This is a genomic window from Humidesulfovibrio sp. (genome assembly GCF_031082295.1).
Taxonomy (GTDB): Bacteria; Desulfobacterota; Desulfovibrionia; order Desulfovibrionales; family Desulfovibrionaceae; genus Humidesulfovibrio.
This window is the reverse complement of sequence record NZ_JAVHLD010000001.1, coordinates 145,032-160,426: the sequence shown is the minus strand read 5'-3', so window position 1 is coordinate 160,426 and position 15,395 is coordinate 145,032. Positions and strand designations below refer to the sequence as shown.

The 15,395-nt window shown below is 64.8% G+C and carries 15 protein-coding genes and 1 tRNA gene; 8 read left to right on the top strand and 8 right to left on the bottom strand.

All coding sequences use genetic code 11. The annotated features are described in order from the left end of the window. Positions 1–3: 3 nt before the first annotated feature. The 8 genes from RDU24_RS00710 to RDU24_RS00675 form a co-directional block, all read right to left on the bottom strand. Positions 4–972 carry a DHH family phosphoesterase gene (locus tag RDU24_RS00710; RefSeq protein ID WP_308733799.1) on the bottom strand — a complete coding sequence of 323 codons (969 nt, stop codon included), beginning with the start codon at positions 970–972 and terminating at the stop codon, positions 4–6. Next, the gene (gene rbfA, locus RDU24_RS00705) at positions 944–1,288 is read right to left on the bottom strand and encodes a 30S ribosome-binding factor RbfA (protein WP_308733798.1); all 345 of its coding nucleotides are present in this window, start codon (positions 1,286–1,288) and stop codon (positions 944–946) included. The genes RDU24_RS00710 and rbfA overlap by 29 nt, the downstream gene beginning before the upstream one ends. Continuing rightward, entirely contained in the window at positions 1,289–1,588 is a 300-nt protein-coding gene (locus RDU24_RS00700; protein WP_308733797.1) for a DUF503 domain-containing protein, read from the bottom strand. A 36-nt stretch (positions 1,589–1,624) separates the two neighbouring features. Beyond that, positions 1,625–4,858: a translation initiation factor IF-2 gene (infB, locus tag RDU24_RS00695; RefSeq protein ID WP_308733796.1), complete on the bottom strand. Its 3,234-nt coding sequence runs from the start codon at positions 4,856–4,858 to the stop codon at positions 1,625–1,627. A gap of 14 nt (positions 4,859–4,872) precedes the next feature. Beyond that, positions 4,873–5,079, bottom strand: a complete 207-nt coding sequence (locus tag RDU24_RS00690; protein ID WP_308733939.1) for a YlxR family protein — start codon at positions 5,077–5,079, stop codon at positions 4,873–4,875. A gap of 54 nt (positions 5,080–5,133) precedes the next feature. After that, on the bottom strand, positions 5,134–6,408 hold the full coding sequence (gene nusA, locus RDU24_RS00685) for a transcription termination factor NusA (RefSeq protein ID WP_308733795.1): 1,275 nt from the start codon (positions 6,406–6,408) through the stop codon (positions 5,134–5,136). A gap of 148 nt (positions 6,409–6,556) precedes the next feature. Beyond that, a complete protein-coding gene (gene rimP, locus RDU24_RS00680; RefSeq protein ID WP_308733794.1) occupies positions 6,557–7,111 on the bottom strand; it encodes a ribosome maturation factor RimP in 555 nt (184 codons plus the stop codon). Positions 7,112–7,216: 105 nt separating this feature from the next. After that, positions 7,217–7,291 (bottom strand) — tRNA-Gly (locus tag RDU24_RS00675). 191 nt (positions 7,292–7,482) lie between these two features. Between RDU24_RS00675 and flgF the strand changes: the two genes are divergently transcribed. The 8 genes from flgF to flgK all read left to right on the top strand — a co-directional run bounded on the left by flgF (position 7,483) and on the right by flgK (position 15,384). Beyond that, positions 7,483–8,262: a flagellar basal-body rod protein FlgF gene (gene flgF / locus RDU24_RS00670; protein WP_308733793.1), complete on the top strand. Its 780-nt coding sequence runs from the start codon at positions 7,483–7,485 to the stop codon at positions 8,260–8,262. A gap of 29 nt (positions 8,263–8,291) precedes the next feature. Beyond that, positions 8,292–9,074, top strand: coding sequence for a flagellar basal-body rod protein FlgG (gene flgG, locus RDU24_RS00665; protein ID WP_308733792.1), 783 nt, complete (start codon positions 8,292–8,294; stop codon positions 9,072–9,074). Between the two features lie 23 nt (positions 9,075–9,097). Continuing rightward, positions 9,098–10,129 carry a flagellar basal body P-ring formation chaperone FlgA gene (gene flgA, locus RDU24_RS00660; protein WP_308733791.1) on the top strand — a complete coding sequence of 344 codons (1,032 nt, stop codon included), beginning with the start codon at positions 9,098–9,100 and terminating at the stop codon, positions 10,127–10,129. Between the two features lie 31 nt (positions 10,130–10,160). Beyond that, positions 10,161–10,856: a flagellar basal body L-ring protein FlgH gene (locus tag RDU24_RS00655; protein WP_308733790.1), complete on the top strand. Its 696-nt coding sequence runs from the start codon at positions 10,161–10,163 to the stop codon at positions 10,854–10,856. Between the two features lie 24 nt (positions 10,857–10,880). Continuing rightward, a complete protein-coding gene (locus tag RDU24_RS00650; RefSeq protein ID WP_308733789.1) occupies positions 10,881–12,026 on the top strand; it encodes a flagellar basal body P-ring protein FlgI in 1,146 nt (381 codons plus the stop codon). A 1-nt stretch (position 12,027) separates the two neighbouring features. Continuing rightward, positions 12,028–12,684: a rod-binding protein gene (locus tag RDU24_RS00645; protein WP_308733788.1), complete on the top strand. Its 657-nt coding sequence runs from the start codon at positions 12,028–12,030 to the stop codon at positions 12,682–12,684. A gap of 87 nt (positions 12,685–12,771) precedes the next feature. Continuing rightward, positions 12,772–13,254, top strand: a complete 483-nt coding sequence (gene flgN / locus RDU24_RS00640; RefSeq protein WP_308733787.1) for a flagellar export chaperone FlgN — start codon at positions 12,772–12,774, stop codon at positions 13,252–13,254. Next, complete coding sequence (flgK, locus tag RDU24_RS00635; protein WP_308733786.1) at positions 13,255–15,384, top strand: flagellar hook-associated protein FlgK; 2,130 nt, start codon at positions 13,255–13,257, stop codon at positions 15,382–15,384. Positions 15,385–15,395: the final 11 nt, after the last annotated feature.

Here is a 15,395-nt window from a genome sequence, read left to right as displayed (position 1 = left end):
GCTCTACACCAGGCCCAGGCTTTCGCCAAGTGCCTCGATGAGGCGTTCCTTGGCGGTCTGGATGTCGGCGGAGATGGTGCCGCCAGCGGCGTTCCTGTGTCCGCCGCCGTCAAACAGCGCGGCGACGACCTGGACGTTGTCCTTTCCGGTGGAGCGGATGCTGAACTTGTAGGAGCCGTCCGGCTCCTCGCGCAGGATGACCGCGGCCCGCGCGCCACGCAGGCGGCGCAGGAAGTTGACGATCTCTTCGCAGTCTGCGGGGGTGGTGTCCGTGCGCGACATCATGGCCCGGGTGACGAAGCCCACGGCGACCTGCCCGCCAAAATACAGTTCGGTGGTGGCGAAGGACTCGCCCCACAGCCGGAAGCGGTTGATGCTCCACTGGTTGCGGATCTTTGCGTTGACCAGGCCGGGGTTGAGTCCCAGGCGGATGAGCCGCGCGGCAAGCTCCATGACGCTGGGCGTGGTGCTGTCAAAGGTGAAGAAGCCGGTGTCCGTGACGATGCCGAGGTAGATGGCCTCGGCCAGGGGGCCCACAAGGGGCACTTCGAGTTCGTCGGCCAGGTCGGCGATCATGGCCGCCACGGCGGGATAGGTCTCGTCCACCCAGTTGAACTGCCCGAACATGGGGTTGCCCAGGTGATGGTCCACGTTGGCCATGGGCCGCGTGCCCATGATGCGGAAGAGCTCCTCGCCCACGCGATGCTGGGTGCCGCAGTCGAGCACGAAAATCCAGTTGGCCTCGCAGCCGACAAGGGAATTGTGGATGGGGCCGGGCATATCCAGCCAGTCGAACTGCTTCGGCATGCCGGAACGGTTGTACAGGACGACCTCCTTGCCCATGTGCGCAAGGATGTGTCCGAGGGCGACGGTGGAGCCGATGGCGTCGCCGTCCGGGTTCGCGTGCGACGAAACCAGGAAGCGGTCCGATCTGCGGATGAGGTCAGCTATCTTGGAGACCGGGCTTTGCATACACCATGTCCTCAAGGAAGTCGTCGTGGGCGAAACGAAGGTCCGGCAGGGAGCGCATGTCCAGCCGCCTGGCAAGCCCGGAACGCAGGAAGCCCTTGGCCTTCTGCAGTCCATCGAGGGCCTGTTTGCGGCGTTCCTCGCCGCCGCCGACAGTGAAGGTCACCAGGGCGATCTTCAGGTCGGCGTTCAGCTTGACGCCGGTGAGGCTGACAAGTTCCAGGCGCGGGTCGGAGACTTCCTCCAGGAGCATGTTGGCCAGCTCCCGCAGGATGAGGTCGGCCAGCCGGATGGACCGTCTGCTGCCTGCGCTCTTCATCTATGCCTCCCCGCTGCTGCTGAACACTTCGGTGTCGCAACGCACAAGTTCCACCGGCGAGATGGCCTCGACCATGGCCAGGGCCTTTGCCAGGCTGCTCTCCACCCGGGCCGTCTCTCCGGACACCGTGACCACGGCCAGCACCAGCTTCTGGTGGGCCTCCTGCGCCTCGACTTCGCTCACCGCCACATTGAAGGTGTTGCGCAGCTTCTGCTTCAGGCTCTGGGCCACCTGGCGCTTGCCTTTCAGCGAGTCGTTGCCGTGCAGGCGAAACTCAAGGGTCATCACGCCGATGATCATGCCCGCCTGCACTCAGTCATAGCCCCGCCGCGCCCCCTAGTCGAGGGTTCTGGCGACTTCCTTGGTCTCAAAGGCCTCGATGACGTCGCCGATCTTGATGTCGTTGAAGTTCTCCAGGCCGACACCGCATTCGTAGCCCTTGGCCACTTCCTTGGCGTCGTCCTTGAAGCGCTTGAGCGAGCTTAAGCTGCCGGTGTAGATGACCACGCCGTCGCGCAGCAGGCGGACCTTGGCCGAGCGGGTGAGCTTGCCGTCCACAACGCCGCAGCCGGCGACCATGCCGACCTTGGGCACGCTGAAGGTCTCGCGCACCTCGGCCTGGCCCAGGTACACTTCCTGGATGTCCGGGGTGAGCATGCCGCTCATGGCGTCCTTGATCTCGCCCACGAGCTTGTAGATGATGTCGTAGAAGCGGATCTCCACGTGCTCGCTGTCGGCCATGTCCTTGACCTTGGCCGTCGGGCGCACGTTGAAGCCGATGATGATGGCCTGGGAGGCCGAGGCCAGCAGGATGTCGGATTCGGTGAGACCGCCGGTGGCGCCGTGCACCACCTGGATCTTGACCTCTTCGGTGGAGAGCTTGTTCAGCGCCTCGGTGATGGCCTCAAGGGAGCCCTGCACGTCGGCCTTGAGCACGAGGTTCAGGTTCTTGGCCTCGTTGGCGGGCTTGGACAGCAGGAAGGACTCGAGGGTCACCTTGCTCTTGCCCACGAGGTCCTTCTCGCGCTGCTTGGCCATGCGGGTCTCGGCGATCTTGCGGGCGACCTTGTCGTCGGCCACGACCACGAACTCGTCGCCGGCCTCGGGCACGACGTCAAAGCCCTGGATCTCCACCGGGATGGCGGGACCGGCCTGCTTGATCTTGCGGCCCTGGTCATTGAACATGGCGCGGACCTTGCCGTGCACGGTGCCGCAGACAAAGGCGTCGCCGGTCTTGAGGGTGCCTTCCTGAATGAGCATGGTGCCCAGGGGGCCGCGGCCCTTGTCGAGCTTGGCCTCGACGATGTGGCCGCGCGCGGGCTTGCTCGGGTTGGCCTTGAGCTCCATGACTTCGGCCTGCAGCAGGATCATTTCCAGCAGCTCGTCCAGGCCGATGCGCTGCTTGGCGGACACGTTGGCGAAGATGGTGGTGCCGCCCCAGTCTTCCGGCACGAGGTCGAACTCGGCCAGCTCGCGCTTCACGCGGTCGGGGTTGGCGCCTTCCTTGTCGATCTTGTTCACGGCGACGACGATGGGCACGCCTGCGGCCTTGGCGTGGTTCACGGCTTCGCGGGTCTGGTCCATGACGCCGTCGTCCGCGGCGACCACGAGCACGACGATGTCCGTGACCTGGGCGCCGCGAGCGCGCATTGTGGTGAAGGCTTCGTGGCCGGGCGTGTCGAGGAACACGACCTCGCCGCGGTTGGTGGTGACGTGGTACGCGCCGATGTGCTGGGTGATGCCGCCCGCTTCGCCGGAGGCGATGCTGGTCATGCGGATGGCGTCAAGCAGCGAGGTCTTGCCGTGGTCGACGTGGCCCATGATGGTGACCACGGGCGGGCGCGGCTTCAAGTCCTCGAGCGTGTCCGGGGCTCCGGCGGCCAGGAATTCCTGCTCGTCGAAGGAGACGTTCTCCACCTCATGCCCGAACTCGCTGGCGAGCAGGGTGGCGGTGTCCATGTCCAGGGCCTGGTTTATGGTGGCCATGACGCCCATGGAGAACAGGGCCTTGATGATGGCCTGGGCCTTGATGCCCATCTGGTGCGCCAGGTCGGAGAGGCGAATGTGCTCGTCGATGCGGATCTTGCGCTTTCCGACGGGCTTGATCTCCTCGCGCTGCTCCTGTCCGCCGCGGTGCTTCTTGCCACGGCGCGAAGACTTGAGGCGCATGGGCGACTCGCCGTCCTCGGAGACAACCGGCGCAGGGGCGAAGCTGGGCTTCTTTTTTGCTGCCGCGCCAGCGGCCTTGCGGCGATCCTCCTCGCTGCCGCCGGAGGAGAATTCCACCACGCGGTGCGGCTTTCTGCGGGAGCGCTCGTCACCTTCCTTGGGAGGAGCCACGGGCGCGATGCCGGGGCCGCCAGCGCCGACCGGAGGACGGCCATAGCTGCTGCCGGGGGCGCTGCTGCTGGGGCGAGGGGCGTAGCCGCCGCCACCGGGGCGCGGGGCATAGCCGCCAGGTCCGGCAGGACGCTGCCCACCGGGAGCTCCGCCGCCGCCAGCGCCGCCGTAGCCTCCGCCACGGGGGCCGTCCTGCTGCGGACGCGCTCCACCGGGATGCGGGGTGTAGGGGCGGGCGCCGCCGTCGTGTCCGGCGGAGAATTCTGGGCGCCTCGAGGGAGACTGGGGCTGAGCCTGCGACGGCGGAACGCTGCCGGGCTCGGGCCTGGAAATGATGCGCACCTGAGGCGCGGCGGGCACAATGACCTCGCGCTTGGGCTTGCGTTTCTTCTTGCCGTCCTCGTCGAGCTCGTCGGCCTGGGATGCCTCGGCTTCAGCCGGGGCCTCGGCGGCGGGAGCCTCGGCCTTGTCGGCCTGAACCGGCTCGGTCGTGGACGCGGGAGCCTCGTCGGACTTGGCGGCCTTGGCTTCGGGCTTAGCCTCTGCCTCGGTCTTCTCGGCGGGCTGTTCAGCCTTGGCCTCCGCGACAACGGGAGCGGATTCCGCCACAGGCGCTTCGACGACTTCCACCACAGGCTCGGGCTGAGGCTTGGACACGATTCTGGCGCCCTGGGGCTCGGCCTTTGGTTCCGGAACCACGGCGGCGGCTTCAGGAGCGGGCTCGGCCTTGGCTTTGGCCTGCGCCTCTTCGGCAGGGGAGACCTTGCGGCTGATGATGCGCGCGGGCTTGTCCTCGGGCTTCTCGGCAGCCTCGGCAACGCGGCGGGCTTTCAGGGCTTCCTGGGCCGGCTCAGCGGCCTGCGCCGAAATGGCCGGAGCCTCGTCCTTGGCAGGTGCTTCGGAGGGCTTCGCAGCAGGCTTGACCGCTTCTTCCTTCGCGGAAGCATCGGCGTCCGCCAGGGGCTTCGCCGCCGGGGCTTTGGACGCCTGGGCGCCCGGCCTCGATTTGCGGCTGCGCACGATGACGTCGCCCACTTCGCGGCGCACAACCTCGGTCTTGACGGCTGGCTGGCCGCGCAAAGATTGACGGAGGCGTTCCGCCTCGTCGTCCTCCAGGGTGCTCATGAAGCTTTTGACCTGGATGTCCATGTCCCGCAGATTCTGCAGGATCTCCTTGTGGCCGATGCCAAGTTCGGCCGCCAGGTCCTTCACCTTGAGCTTTGTCACCATTCATGTTCCCCTTGTTAACGCTTCTTCCGCCCGTCGCCTCGGCGGAGAAATCTCTCGCGGCACTCTGGTCTGTCGCAAACGTACAGCCCTCTTCCGGGCATCCTGCGCCGGGGATCGGGCACAAACCCGTTCCCCGCTTCCTGTTCCTCTGAGGCCTTAACCGCCCGGACATGCCGGAGCAGCTGGTCTTGCGGCAGGCGCTGTCTGCAGATGCAGCACATGCGCACCGGCCCGCAGGCGTCCTTGTCCTGCCCGCTGGCGGACATGGGCCCCGCCTATTCGGCTCCGGGTTCTTCCGGCGCCTTTTGCTCATCCGCGGGCGCAAGGCCCAGGATGTTGATGGCCGCGCGCATGTCGCGGATCCTCTCCGGGGTCATGCCCGCCACGGTGAGCAGCAGCTCTTCGCTGGCGGAAACCAGCTGCGCGGTGGTCTCGATGCCGGCGGCGAAGAAGGCCTCCATGGGCACCTCGGCCACGCTGGCAAGCTGATCCATGCCCTTCTTGTCGGCATTGAGTTCGCCGTAGCGGCTCTCGGTGAAGATGTCGATCTTCCAGCCAAGGAGCTGCGCGGCCAGCTTCACGTTCTGGCCCTTGCGGCCGATGGCCAGGGTCAGCTGGTCGTCGGGCACCACGACCTCGAGGGTCTTTTCCTCGTCGTCGACCATGATGCGGCTGATGACGGCGGGAGACAGGGCGTTCTGCGCGTACATGGCGATGTCCGGGCTCCAGACCACGATGTCGATGCGCTCGCCCTTGAGCTCCTGCACGATATTCTGGATGCGCGAGCCGCGGATGCCGACGCAGGCGCCCACGGGATCCACGTCGCGGTCGCGGGAGCTGACGGCGACCTTGGCGCGCAGGCCGGGGTCGCGTGCCACGCCCATGATCTTGACGGTGGAGTCGAAGACCTCGGGCACTTCGCGGGCGAAGAGCGCGCCCATGTAGTCGGGGTGCGAGCGGGAGACCACGATCTGCGGTCCGCGCGACTCCTTCTGGACTTCGATGATGTAGGCCTGGATGCGGTCGCCGCGCTTGTAGCGTTCGCGCGGGATCTGTTCGTCCTTGGGCAGGAGCGCCTCGGTGCGGCCGAGGTTGATGATCCAGCCGGTGCGGTCGCGGCGCTGGACGATGCCGGAGACGATCTCGCCCTTGCGCTCGCGGTATTCCTCGTAAATGATTTCCTGCTCGGCGTCGCGCATGCGCTGGATGATGACCTGCTTGGCGCTCTGCGCGGCGATGCGGCCCAGATCCTCGATCTTGACCCGGAAGCCCATCTCGTCGTCGAGATTGATGTTGGGATCGTGCTCCCGCGCTTCCTCAAGGGTGATCTCGCTGATGGGGTCGTTGATTTTGCTGACCACGACCTTGAACTGGTAGACCTGGATTTCGCCCAGTTCCTCGTTGAAGGTCACTTCGATGTCCATCTGGTCGCCGTATTTGCGGGCCACGGAGGACCGGACGGCTTCTTCCAGGGTGTCGATGAGCAGGTCGCGGTCGATGCCGCGATCCTTGCTGATCTGGTCAATGGTCTTTTTCAGTTCCGAGCTCATGGCGCTCCCTCCGTTGCGGCCCTTTGTCCGGCTTCAAGAGCCGGTGGCCTGGGCGTGAGATTCTGTCGTCTGCTTCCGCCGCCTGCGAAGGCCCATTCCGGGCCGCGCCGGGCTGGCGGGGGATGAAACACGTTTTGGGCGCCAGCCTTTACGCGGCGGCGCCTGGAAATTCATGCACGAGATGTGCGATCTTCACGTGCGGCCACATGATGCGGATGCGCACGTCGTTTTCGTCCACCACAAAGGCGTCGGCCCCGACCTCGGCGAGGATGCCGCGAAGGTGGCGGCGTCCGTCCTGGGGCTGGTGCAGGCGCACGTCCACCGTGTGGCCGATGTAGGCCTCAAGCTGCTCCGTGTTGAAGAAGCGGCGCTCAAGCCCGGGGGAGGAAACCTCCAGCACGTAGGCGCCGGGAACGGCGTCCTCGGCTTCAAGCACGGTGCCTAGGTGGCGGCTCACCTTGGCGCACATGGCGATGGTCACGCCGGTGCGCTGCTCCTGCCCATCCAGCCCGGCCTCGCCTTCGCCTTCGGTCTGCATTGGCGGCTCGGCAGGGCCGGTCGTCGCGGGGGCGTCAATGTAGACGCGGACCACCATGCGGCTGCCCGCCGAGGCGAATTCAACGCCCCAGAGCTCGACCCCAAGGGTGCGCACCGCCGGTCCGATGATCCCGGTGAGCCGTTCTGCAAGGGGTGTCTTTGTCATGCCGCGTGTCTCCGTTCCCGGTTCCTGAAAACAAAAAAGTGGACCAAAAGGCCCACCATCTCTCGAGGAACCGACGAGGTTCAGGCGGTCAAATCCTTGAGGCCATGGAGCGGGTGACGAGGATCGAACTCGCAACACCGAGCTTGGGAAGCTCGTACTCTACCGTTGAGCTACACCCGCCCGCACGGCCTATCTAGTCGGGCGTTATGCCATTGTCAACGGAAAAGCATCTCCTGGCAAGTATTTCTTCGAACCGCGACGGGCGCTCATTTTTCCACGCCAGCGCCACCTGCCGGACGTCTTGCGGAGGGGGTGTCGGCGTGAATGGTGGCCCGCTCTTTGCATGAATGCTGGCAGCACAGGAGGAAACCATGCGCGAAAGCATGTACAGCGCTCTCTTCGGAGCCATGACAAACGAGCATCGGCTTGATGTAATCGCCAACAATCTGGCGAACGTGAGCACCAACGGGTACAAGAAGGACAACTACGCCTTCCAGGACACGTTCCAGCGCTTCGCCCACGATTACCTTGTTGACGCCAAGCCCTACGTGCGCGCCCCGGACTTCTGGCCCAAGCCCTACATCCAGGCCCGCACCAGAATGGGCGGACAGTATTCCGACATGGCCCAGGGCAGCATCCAGGTGACGGGAAACCCGCTGGACATGGCACTGACGGGCGAAGGCTTCTTCAAGGTGCGCACCCCGGATGGCGACTTTATGACGCGAAACGGAAGCTTTCAGCTTTCAGCCGACGGTCGCCTCATCACCGAGCAGGGCTTTGAGGTCCTGAGTGGCGGCAGCTCTGTCACCCTCCCGCGCGACAACAACATCCAGGTCGACGCCAACGGCATCATCCGCGCCGACGGCAACCAAGTGGCTGTGCTCGACCTGGTGAACGTGTCCGATCCCAAGGGGTTGGAGAAGTATGGACAGAACCTCTACCGCATCCGCAAGGGCAGCAGGGCTACGGAAACGCCTGCGGAAAACGTGCAGGTGCAGCAGGGGTACCTGGAGAAATCGAACGTGGAGATCGTGGGCGAGATGGTGAACATGATGGAGGCCCAGAGGGCCTTTGAGATCAACCAGAAGCTCATGACCACCACCGACAGCATGGAATCCCTCGTCATCAACAAGGTCGGCAACGTCGGCTAGAACGCAGACGTCTCAGGAGGAATAAGATTATGATGCGCTCACTTTGGACCGCCGCCACGGGAATGGTCGCCCAGCAGACCCACATCGACGTGCTCTCGAACAACCTGGCCAACGTGAACACCACGGGCTTCAAGAAAAGCCGGGCCGAGTTCGAGGATCTCATGTACCAGACCATGAGCATCGCCGGAACCCTGAACGAGGGCGGCAACCGCCTGCCCACCGGCTTCCAGGTCGGCATGGGCGTGCGCCCGGTGACGGTGCACAAGTTCTTCTCGCAGGGCGCCTTCCAGAACACCGGCAACCAGCTGGACATCTCCATTGAGGGGCAGGGGTTCTTCAAGCTCAACCAGAACGGCAACGACGTTTACACCCGCGCGGGCAACTTCAAGCTCGACGAGAACGGGCGCATCGTCAACGCCAACGGCTACCCCCTGCAGCCGGAATTCACCGTCCCCACCGGCACGGCCACTCTCGTCATCACTGAAAAGGGCCACATCTCGGCCATGGACAAGGCCGGAACCGAATTGGCCGGGGCGGACATCACCATCTACAACTTCGCCAACCCCGCCGGACTGAACGCCCAGGGCCGCAACCTCTACACAGAGACCGACGGCAGCGGCGCGGCAACCTCCGGCATCCCCGGCGACACCAACTTCGGCACCTTGGCCCAGGGCTTCCTTGAAGGCTCAAACGTCGAGATGATCGACGAAATGGTCGGACTCATCACCGGTCAGCGCGCCTATGAAGTGAACTCCAAGGCCCTGACCACCTCGGACACCATGCTCCAGACCGCCATCAACGTGAAGCGCTAGGACTGATGAGGGGAGGGCGGATCATGTACTGCGCACAAGAGCACCACCGGCTGGACGGACGAGCCAACCGTTGCCGTTCGGCGCGCGCAGGGGCGGTAGTCCTGGCGGTCGTGGCGTTTGCCATGCTGCTTCTCTACGCCAGCGCCGCCAGTGCGGAAAATGGCGCGGCTTGGCGCATCCAGGTACGCAACGCCGCCTGTGTCGCAGGCCCCACCGTGCACCTGGGCGAGATAGCCGATGCCACCCCGGACGCCCCCGCAGCGCTCTGGAAAGAACTCGCCATGAAGCCGCTGTGGGCCTCGCCGGAACGAGCCGGGCACCAGACCGCTCTCTCCCGCGAGCGCCTTGCGGCCATGCTCCGCCACTATCTTGGCGATGCCGCGCCCAAGCTTGTGCTGCCCGCGCAACTCGTTGTGCAGCGCGGGGGCAGGGCGGTTGACGGCGCGACCTTGCAGCGCATGGGCGTTGATTTTTTGACGCAGCGCGCCTCCGGCCTGCGCGGCGAGATCGAAATCACCGACCTGCGCGCCCCCGACTATGTGTTTCTTCCGCACGCGGGCGATCACCTGAACCTGCTCATGAACGAGGCCGTGCGCCCCGGACGCAACAACCTGCTCTACGAGGTCGTGTCCGGCGAGGGCAAGAGCACTCGCCGCTTTGCCGCATCGGCCTTCGTGAACGTCTGGCGGGCCGTGGCCTGCGCCACCAAGCCCATCAACCGACTGGAGCTTGTGACTCCGGACATGGTGACCTTCCAGCGCAAGAACATGGCCTATTACCAGAACGCCTGGGACGGCACGGGCGGCCCCTGGCGCGTGGCCCGCAGCGTCGGCACGAACCAGGTCATCACGGTCGAGAGCATCGAGCCCGTGCCGGTCATCGCCCGGGGCGAAAAGGTGAACCTTGTCTACGAAGGCAACAACATCCGGCTGTCGGTGAAGGCCGAGGCCCTGGCCGACGCGGGTATCGGTCAGAAGCTTCAGGTACGCAATGTGCAAAGCAACAGAAAGATCACTGGAACAGTGCTGGACGCCGAGACCGTGGTGGTCCGCTAGCCCGTTCCCTCCTTACTATAAGGATACGACCATGAAGAAGCTCATCCCCACCCTGGCCTTGGCGACGGTTCTGTTTGGCTGCGCCACCCAGAACAGGCCCATGCCGGAGCCCATCCTGACGAACCCCAACTCTGTTGAGGCTGAGCCGGTGAACAACCCGGGTTCGCTCTTCGAGGCCGGGCAGTCGGATTTTCTCTTCGATGACAACCGGGCCAACAAGGTGGGCGACATCGTCATGGTCCTCGTGACGGAGACCACCAACGGCAAGAACAAGTCCGACACCACGGCACAGAAGTCGAACACCAACACGTACGGCATCACTGCGCTGCCAAACACCGGCATCTACGGCACGCTGAACAAGGTCGTGCCCGGCGTGACCGGCGTGGGCAGCCCGCAGGTGGGCGCCAGCAGCGTGAGCAATTTCGTCAGCAGCGGCGAAACCAAGCAGGAAACCTCGCTGACCACCACCGTGGCCGCACGCGTCATACGGATGCTGCCCGGCAAGGTGATGCAGGTCGAGGGCGCGCGCCAGATCCGCATCAACGCGGAGACCCAGATCCTGGTCGTTCGCGGTCTTGTGCGCCAGCGCGACATCGACTCCAAGAACACCGTGCTGTCCTCGGCCCTGGCCGACGCCAAGATCGAGGTCTACGGGCAGGGCATGCTCACCGACAAGCAGCGCGCGGGCTGGCTGTCCAGATTGCTCGACAACGTCTGGCCTTTCTAGCCCAGGCATCAACGGGAGACGAACATGATTTACGACGCACGCACTCACAACAGCCGCAAGGAACTGGCCCGGAACCTGGCCCTGATCCTGCTCTGCCTGGCGGTGCTCATCATCGCCGGGGCGGCCCCGGCCCGCGCCGTGCGCCTGAAGGACATCGCCAGCTTCTCCGGCATGCGCAACAACGAGCTGGTGGGCTACGGCCTCGTGGTGGGCCTCTCCGGCACGGGCGACGGCACTTCGAACGAGTTCACCATCCGCTCCATGACCAACATGCTTGAGAAGATGGGCGTCAGCGTGAACCCGGCCAACCTGAAGCCCAAGAACACCGCAGCGGTCATGGTCACGGCCAAGATGCCCACCTCTGCGCGGCCCGGCTCGCCCATCGACGTCACCGTGTCCTCCGTGGGCGACGCCAAGAGCCTTTTGGGAGGTGTGCTGCTCATCACGCCCCTGCGCGGGCTCGACGGCCGCGTCTACGCCGTGGCCCAGGGCTCCATGACCCTTGGCGGCTATTCGGCGGAAGGCCAGGCCGCAACCAGCCAGAAGAACATCACCACCGTGGGCCACATCCCCAACGGCGCCACCGTGGAGCGCGAAGTGGCCTTCCAGTTCAACAAGCAGGAAGGGCTGACCATCAATTTGGGCGGCACGCCGGACTTCGGCACGGTCATGCAGGTGGTGAACCGCATCAACGCCTCCGTGGGCGGAAACATGGCCAAGGCCATGGACGGCGCCACCATTCAGCTGACCATCCCCCCGAGGTTCCAGAACAACCTTGTGCCGCTCATGGCGTCGCTCGAAAACCTGGATATCTCGCCTGATTCCCGCGCCAAGGTGGTGGTGGACGAAAAGACCGGCACCGTGGTCCTTGGCGGCAACGTGCGCCTCACCAGGGTCGCCGTGGCCCACGGCAACCTGCAGATCGTGGTTGCCGAGAGCCCCAACGTGAGCCAGCCCGGTGCCTTCTCCGGCGGCACCACCCAGGTGACTCCGAACTCCGACGTGAAGATCAAGGAGCAGAACAACCGCCTGCTGCTCATGGAGGGCGCGACCCTGCAGGAATTGGTGGACGGCCTGAACTCAGTGGGCGCGACCCCGCGCGACCTGATCTCCGTGCTGCGCAGTCTCAAGACTGCTGGCTCGCTGCACGCGGACCTGGAGGTACTCTAGCATGGATGTCGGAACAATGGACGCCGCGCTGGCGGCGAAGAAGGCTCAGGACAGCGAACTCGTCCAGCTCAAGACCCAGGTGGACCGCCTGCGCGGCGACCTGACTCCTGGCAAGTCGAAGGACAAGAAGCTTCGCGAGGCCTGCACGAACTTTGAGGCCGTGTTCATCGGCAAGCTCTGGGAGCAGATGCGCGCCACCGTGCCGAAGGGCGGATATCTGGAATCGCAGCAGTCGGAGATGTACCGCTCCATGTTCGACCGCGACTTCAGCGAAAAGCTGGCCAAGGATGGCGGCATCGGCCTGGGCGACATGCTCTACGGCCAGCTGAAGGGCAAGCTCAACAACTCCACCAAGGGCATCCAGGCCGATGGCGCCGCCTCTGTGCTGCCCGGCAAGGCGGTGGCGCCCCAGGCCGCTGCCGGTGAGTCCCAGGCCGCGTCCGCAGGTCTTGCCGCGGCAAAGCAGCTCAATCCGCTGCCGCAGCGCCCCCAGGCATCGGCGCCGGTTCGGCCAGCCTCGGTATCGGGCGAAGTCATGCCTGATGTCGAGGCCCTGGCCAAGCGCATTGAAGACGCCTACGACCGCCGGGCGCAGAACGCCGGCGGTGCGAACGCCTATGGCGCCGCAACTGGCAGCAGACTTGCAGTCATTGGCTAGAAGCCCTTCCGCTTCCCTTGGTCAGGATGCGGAAAAACATTGTAACCACTAAAATCACAGTAGATTTTGTACAGGGAGGAGGCCGGCATGCTGCAACTTATCCAGGCAAATTTGTCCCGTCAGGTTCGCGCGCTGGAACTTTTGTCCTCCTTGTTGGATGAAGAATTTGCCGCTCTCATGGGGCGCGCGCCGCAGGAAGTGAGCGTTCTTGAGCTCGCGGTGCAGGACCTGATGCGGCAGCTCATCGCTGAACGCCTGCAGCTTCGCCGCTTCATCGCCGCGGGCTACCCCGGCATGGAGCGCCTGCGCGACGTGATGGCCCAGCTTCCGGCCGAAGTCGCGGAGCAGATCACCACCGATTTGGCCGACCTGGACAGGACGGAACAGCTCTGCGCCATGCAGGCCGACAAGAACCGCCAGCTGGCCCTGGGCCTCTACGACCAGAGCATGCAGCTCCTGACGCACCTGCACAAGGCTATCCAGCCCCAGCGTTCCGACGTGTACGGCAAGCGCGGGCGCTTCACCAAGCCTCCGCAGGGCCAGGCAAGCTTCTTCAGCGGGAGGCTGTAAATGTTCGGCGCCAACTCCATCCTCGACATCGGGCGTAGCGGCCTCTTCGCTGCGCAGGCCGCCATTTCGGTGACGGGCGAGAACATCGCCAACGTCAGCACCGAGGGATACAGCCGCCGCACCGTCCGCTTCGACGAGGCCTACAACATCGACTTCATGCCCGGCCAGGTGGGCACGGGCGTCTGGGCCGGAGAAATCCAGCGCCACTTCGACCAGTACGTGGAGACCCAGTACTACGACCAGGCCACCATGCGCGACCGCTGGGACACGCTCTACACTCAGCTTCAGGGCGCCGAGAGCCTGTTCAACGAGTCCCAGGGCTACGGCCTGAGCTCCAGCCTCTCGTCGTTCTTCGACAAGTGGGAGAACATGACCGAGCGTCCTGAGGACTCGGGCAGCCGCACCCAGGTCATCGAGAGCGCACAGACCCTGGTTTCCACGCTGCACCAGGCCGACTCCGACCTCGTGCTCATGCAGCAGAAGGCCGACACTGCCATCACCCAGGACGTCGCCAACGTCAACGCCCTGCTCAAGCAGATCGCCGACCTGAACCAGCAGATCAAGATCCATAACGTGCCCGGCTCCAACAACGCCAACCAGCTTCTGGACCAGCGCGGCATGCTCGTGCGCGACCTGGCCCATTACATGGATATCAACTACATCGACAAGGGTGACGACAACATCACCATCACCACCAAGGCCGGGCAGACCCTGCTGGACAACTCGCAGTACTTCAGCATCTCCTACGACAACGCCCAGTCGACCAAGGCGCTCATGGCCGAGTCGAATTTCGATGGCGACGTGTACTTCCAGGGCAGCGACAACCTGGAATACACCCTGGAAGTCGTCAGCAGCACCGGCGCCATGGTCAGCAACACCGGGGCCGCGGCGCAGTTCCGCGTCTCCGTGGACGGCGGCAACACCTGGCTCAAGAACGCCGACGGCACCGACAAGTATTACTACGCCCGCGGCGAGGACAACATGGTCGACGTGGGCAACATCAAGGTGTGGTTCGGCCAGACGACCGACTCCTCCACCGCGCCCACGACCGCCTTCACCCAGGGCGACCGCTTCACCATCGTGCCGAAGAAGGCGCTGTACTGGAACCAGAACACCTCCACCAAGGAAAACATCACGCCCATCACCAGCCTGACGGGCGTGGACGACGCCAACCGCCTCACCGGCGGCACCCTGGCCGGCCTGTTCAACTTCCGCGACGACTACGTGGGCAAGTACCGCGAGAACCTGGACGCCATCGCCGAGAGCCTGACCTGGGAGCTCAACCGCCGCCACAGCCAGGGCGTGGGCCTGGACAAGCTGACGGACGTGCAGGGCACCTATTCGGTGGTCGACGACACCCGCGCCCTGGCCAGCGGCTCCTCGGGCCTGGTCTTCGGCAGCAAGCTCACCAGCGGCAGCGCCAACATCTACATTTACAGCACCAGCACCGGCCTACTCGTGTCCGGCGCGGCGCTCGACTTCAGCGGAACCCTGGCGGGCCAGCAGAACTTCGATCCCGCCACCACAACGATCAACGACGTGCGCGACGCCATCAACAGGACCTTCGCAGGCAGCCTTACTGCCACGGTGGTCAACCATAAGCTGTCCATCTCGGCCAGCAGCGGCTATAATTTCGCCTTCGGCACGGACACCACGGGACTGGTGGCGGCCCTGGGCCTGAACACCTTCTTCGACGGTTCCAACAGCCGCGACCTGCAGGTGAACACCAAGATCACCACCAATCAGGACAACCTCTGTGCAGGGCAGGTGAACGGCGCGGGCGAGGCCAACCAGGGCGACGCCACAATAGCCAAGGCCATCGCGGACCTGCGCACCACCAATGTCGACATCACCACCGTGCGCAACGGCACCAGAAGCCAGAGCGTCGTGAAGTACTACGACAGCCTGGTGGCGACTGTCGGCGCGGACACCGCGACGGTGAAGTTCAGCTACGAGTACAAGAAGACCCTCGCCGGCGACCTCAACGACCGCCAGCAGTCCATTTCCGGCGTCAACCTGGACGAAGAAATGGCGGCGCTCATCAAGTACCAGCACGCCTACACCGCGGCGGCAAAGCTCATCACCACGGCGGACCAGATGCTGCAAACCCTGCTCTCTCTCAAGAGCTAGGTCAGGAGAAC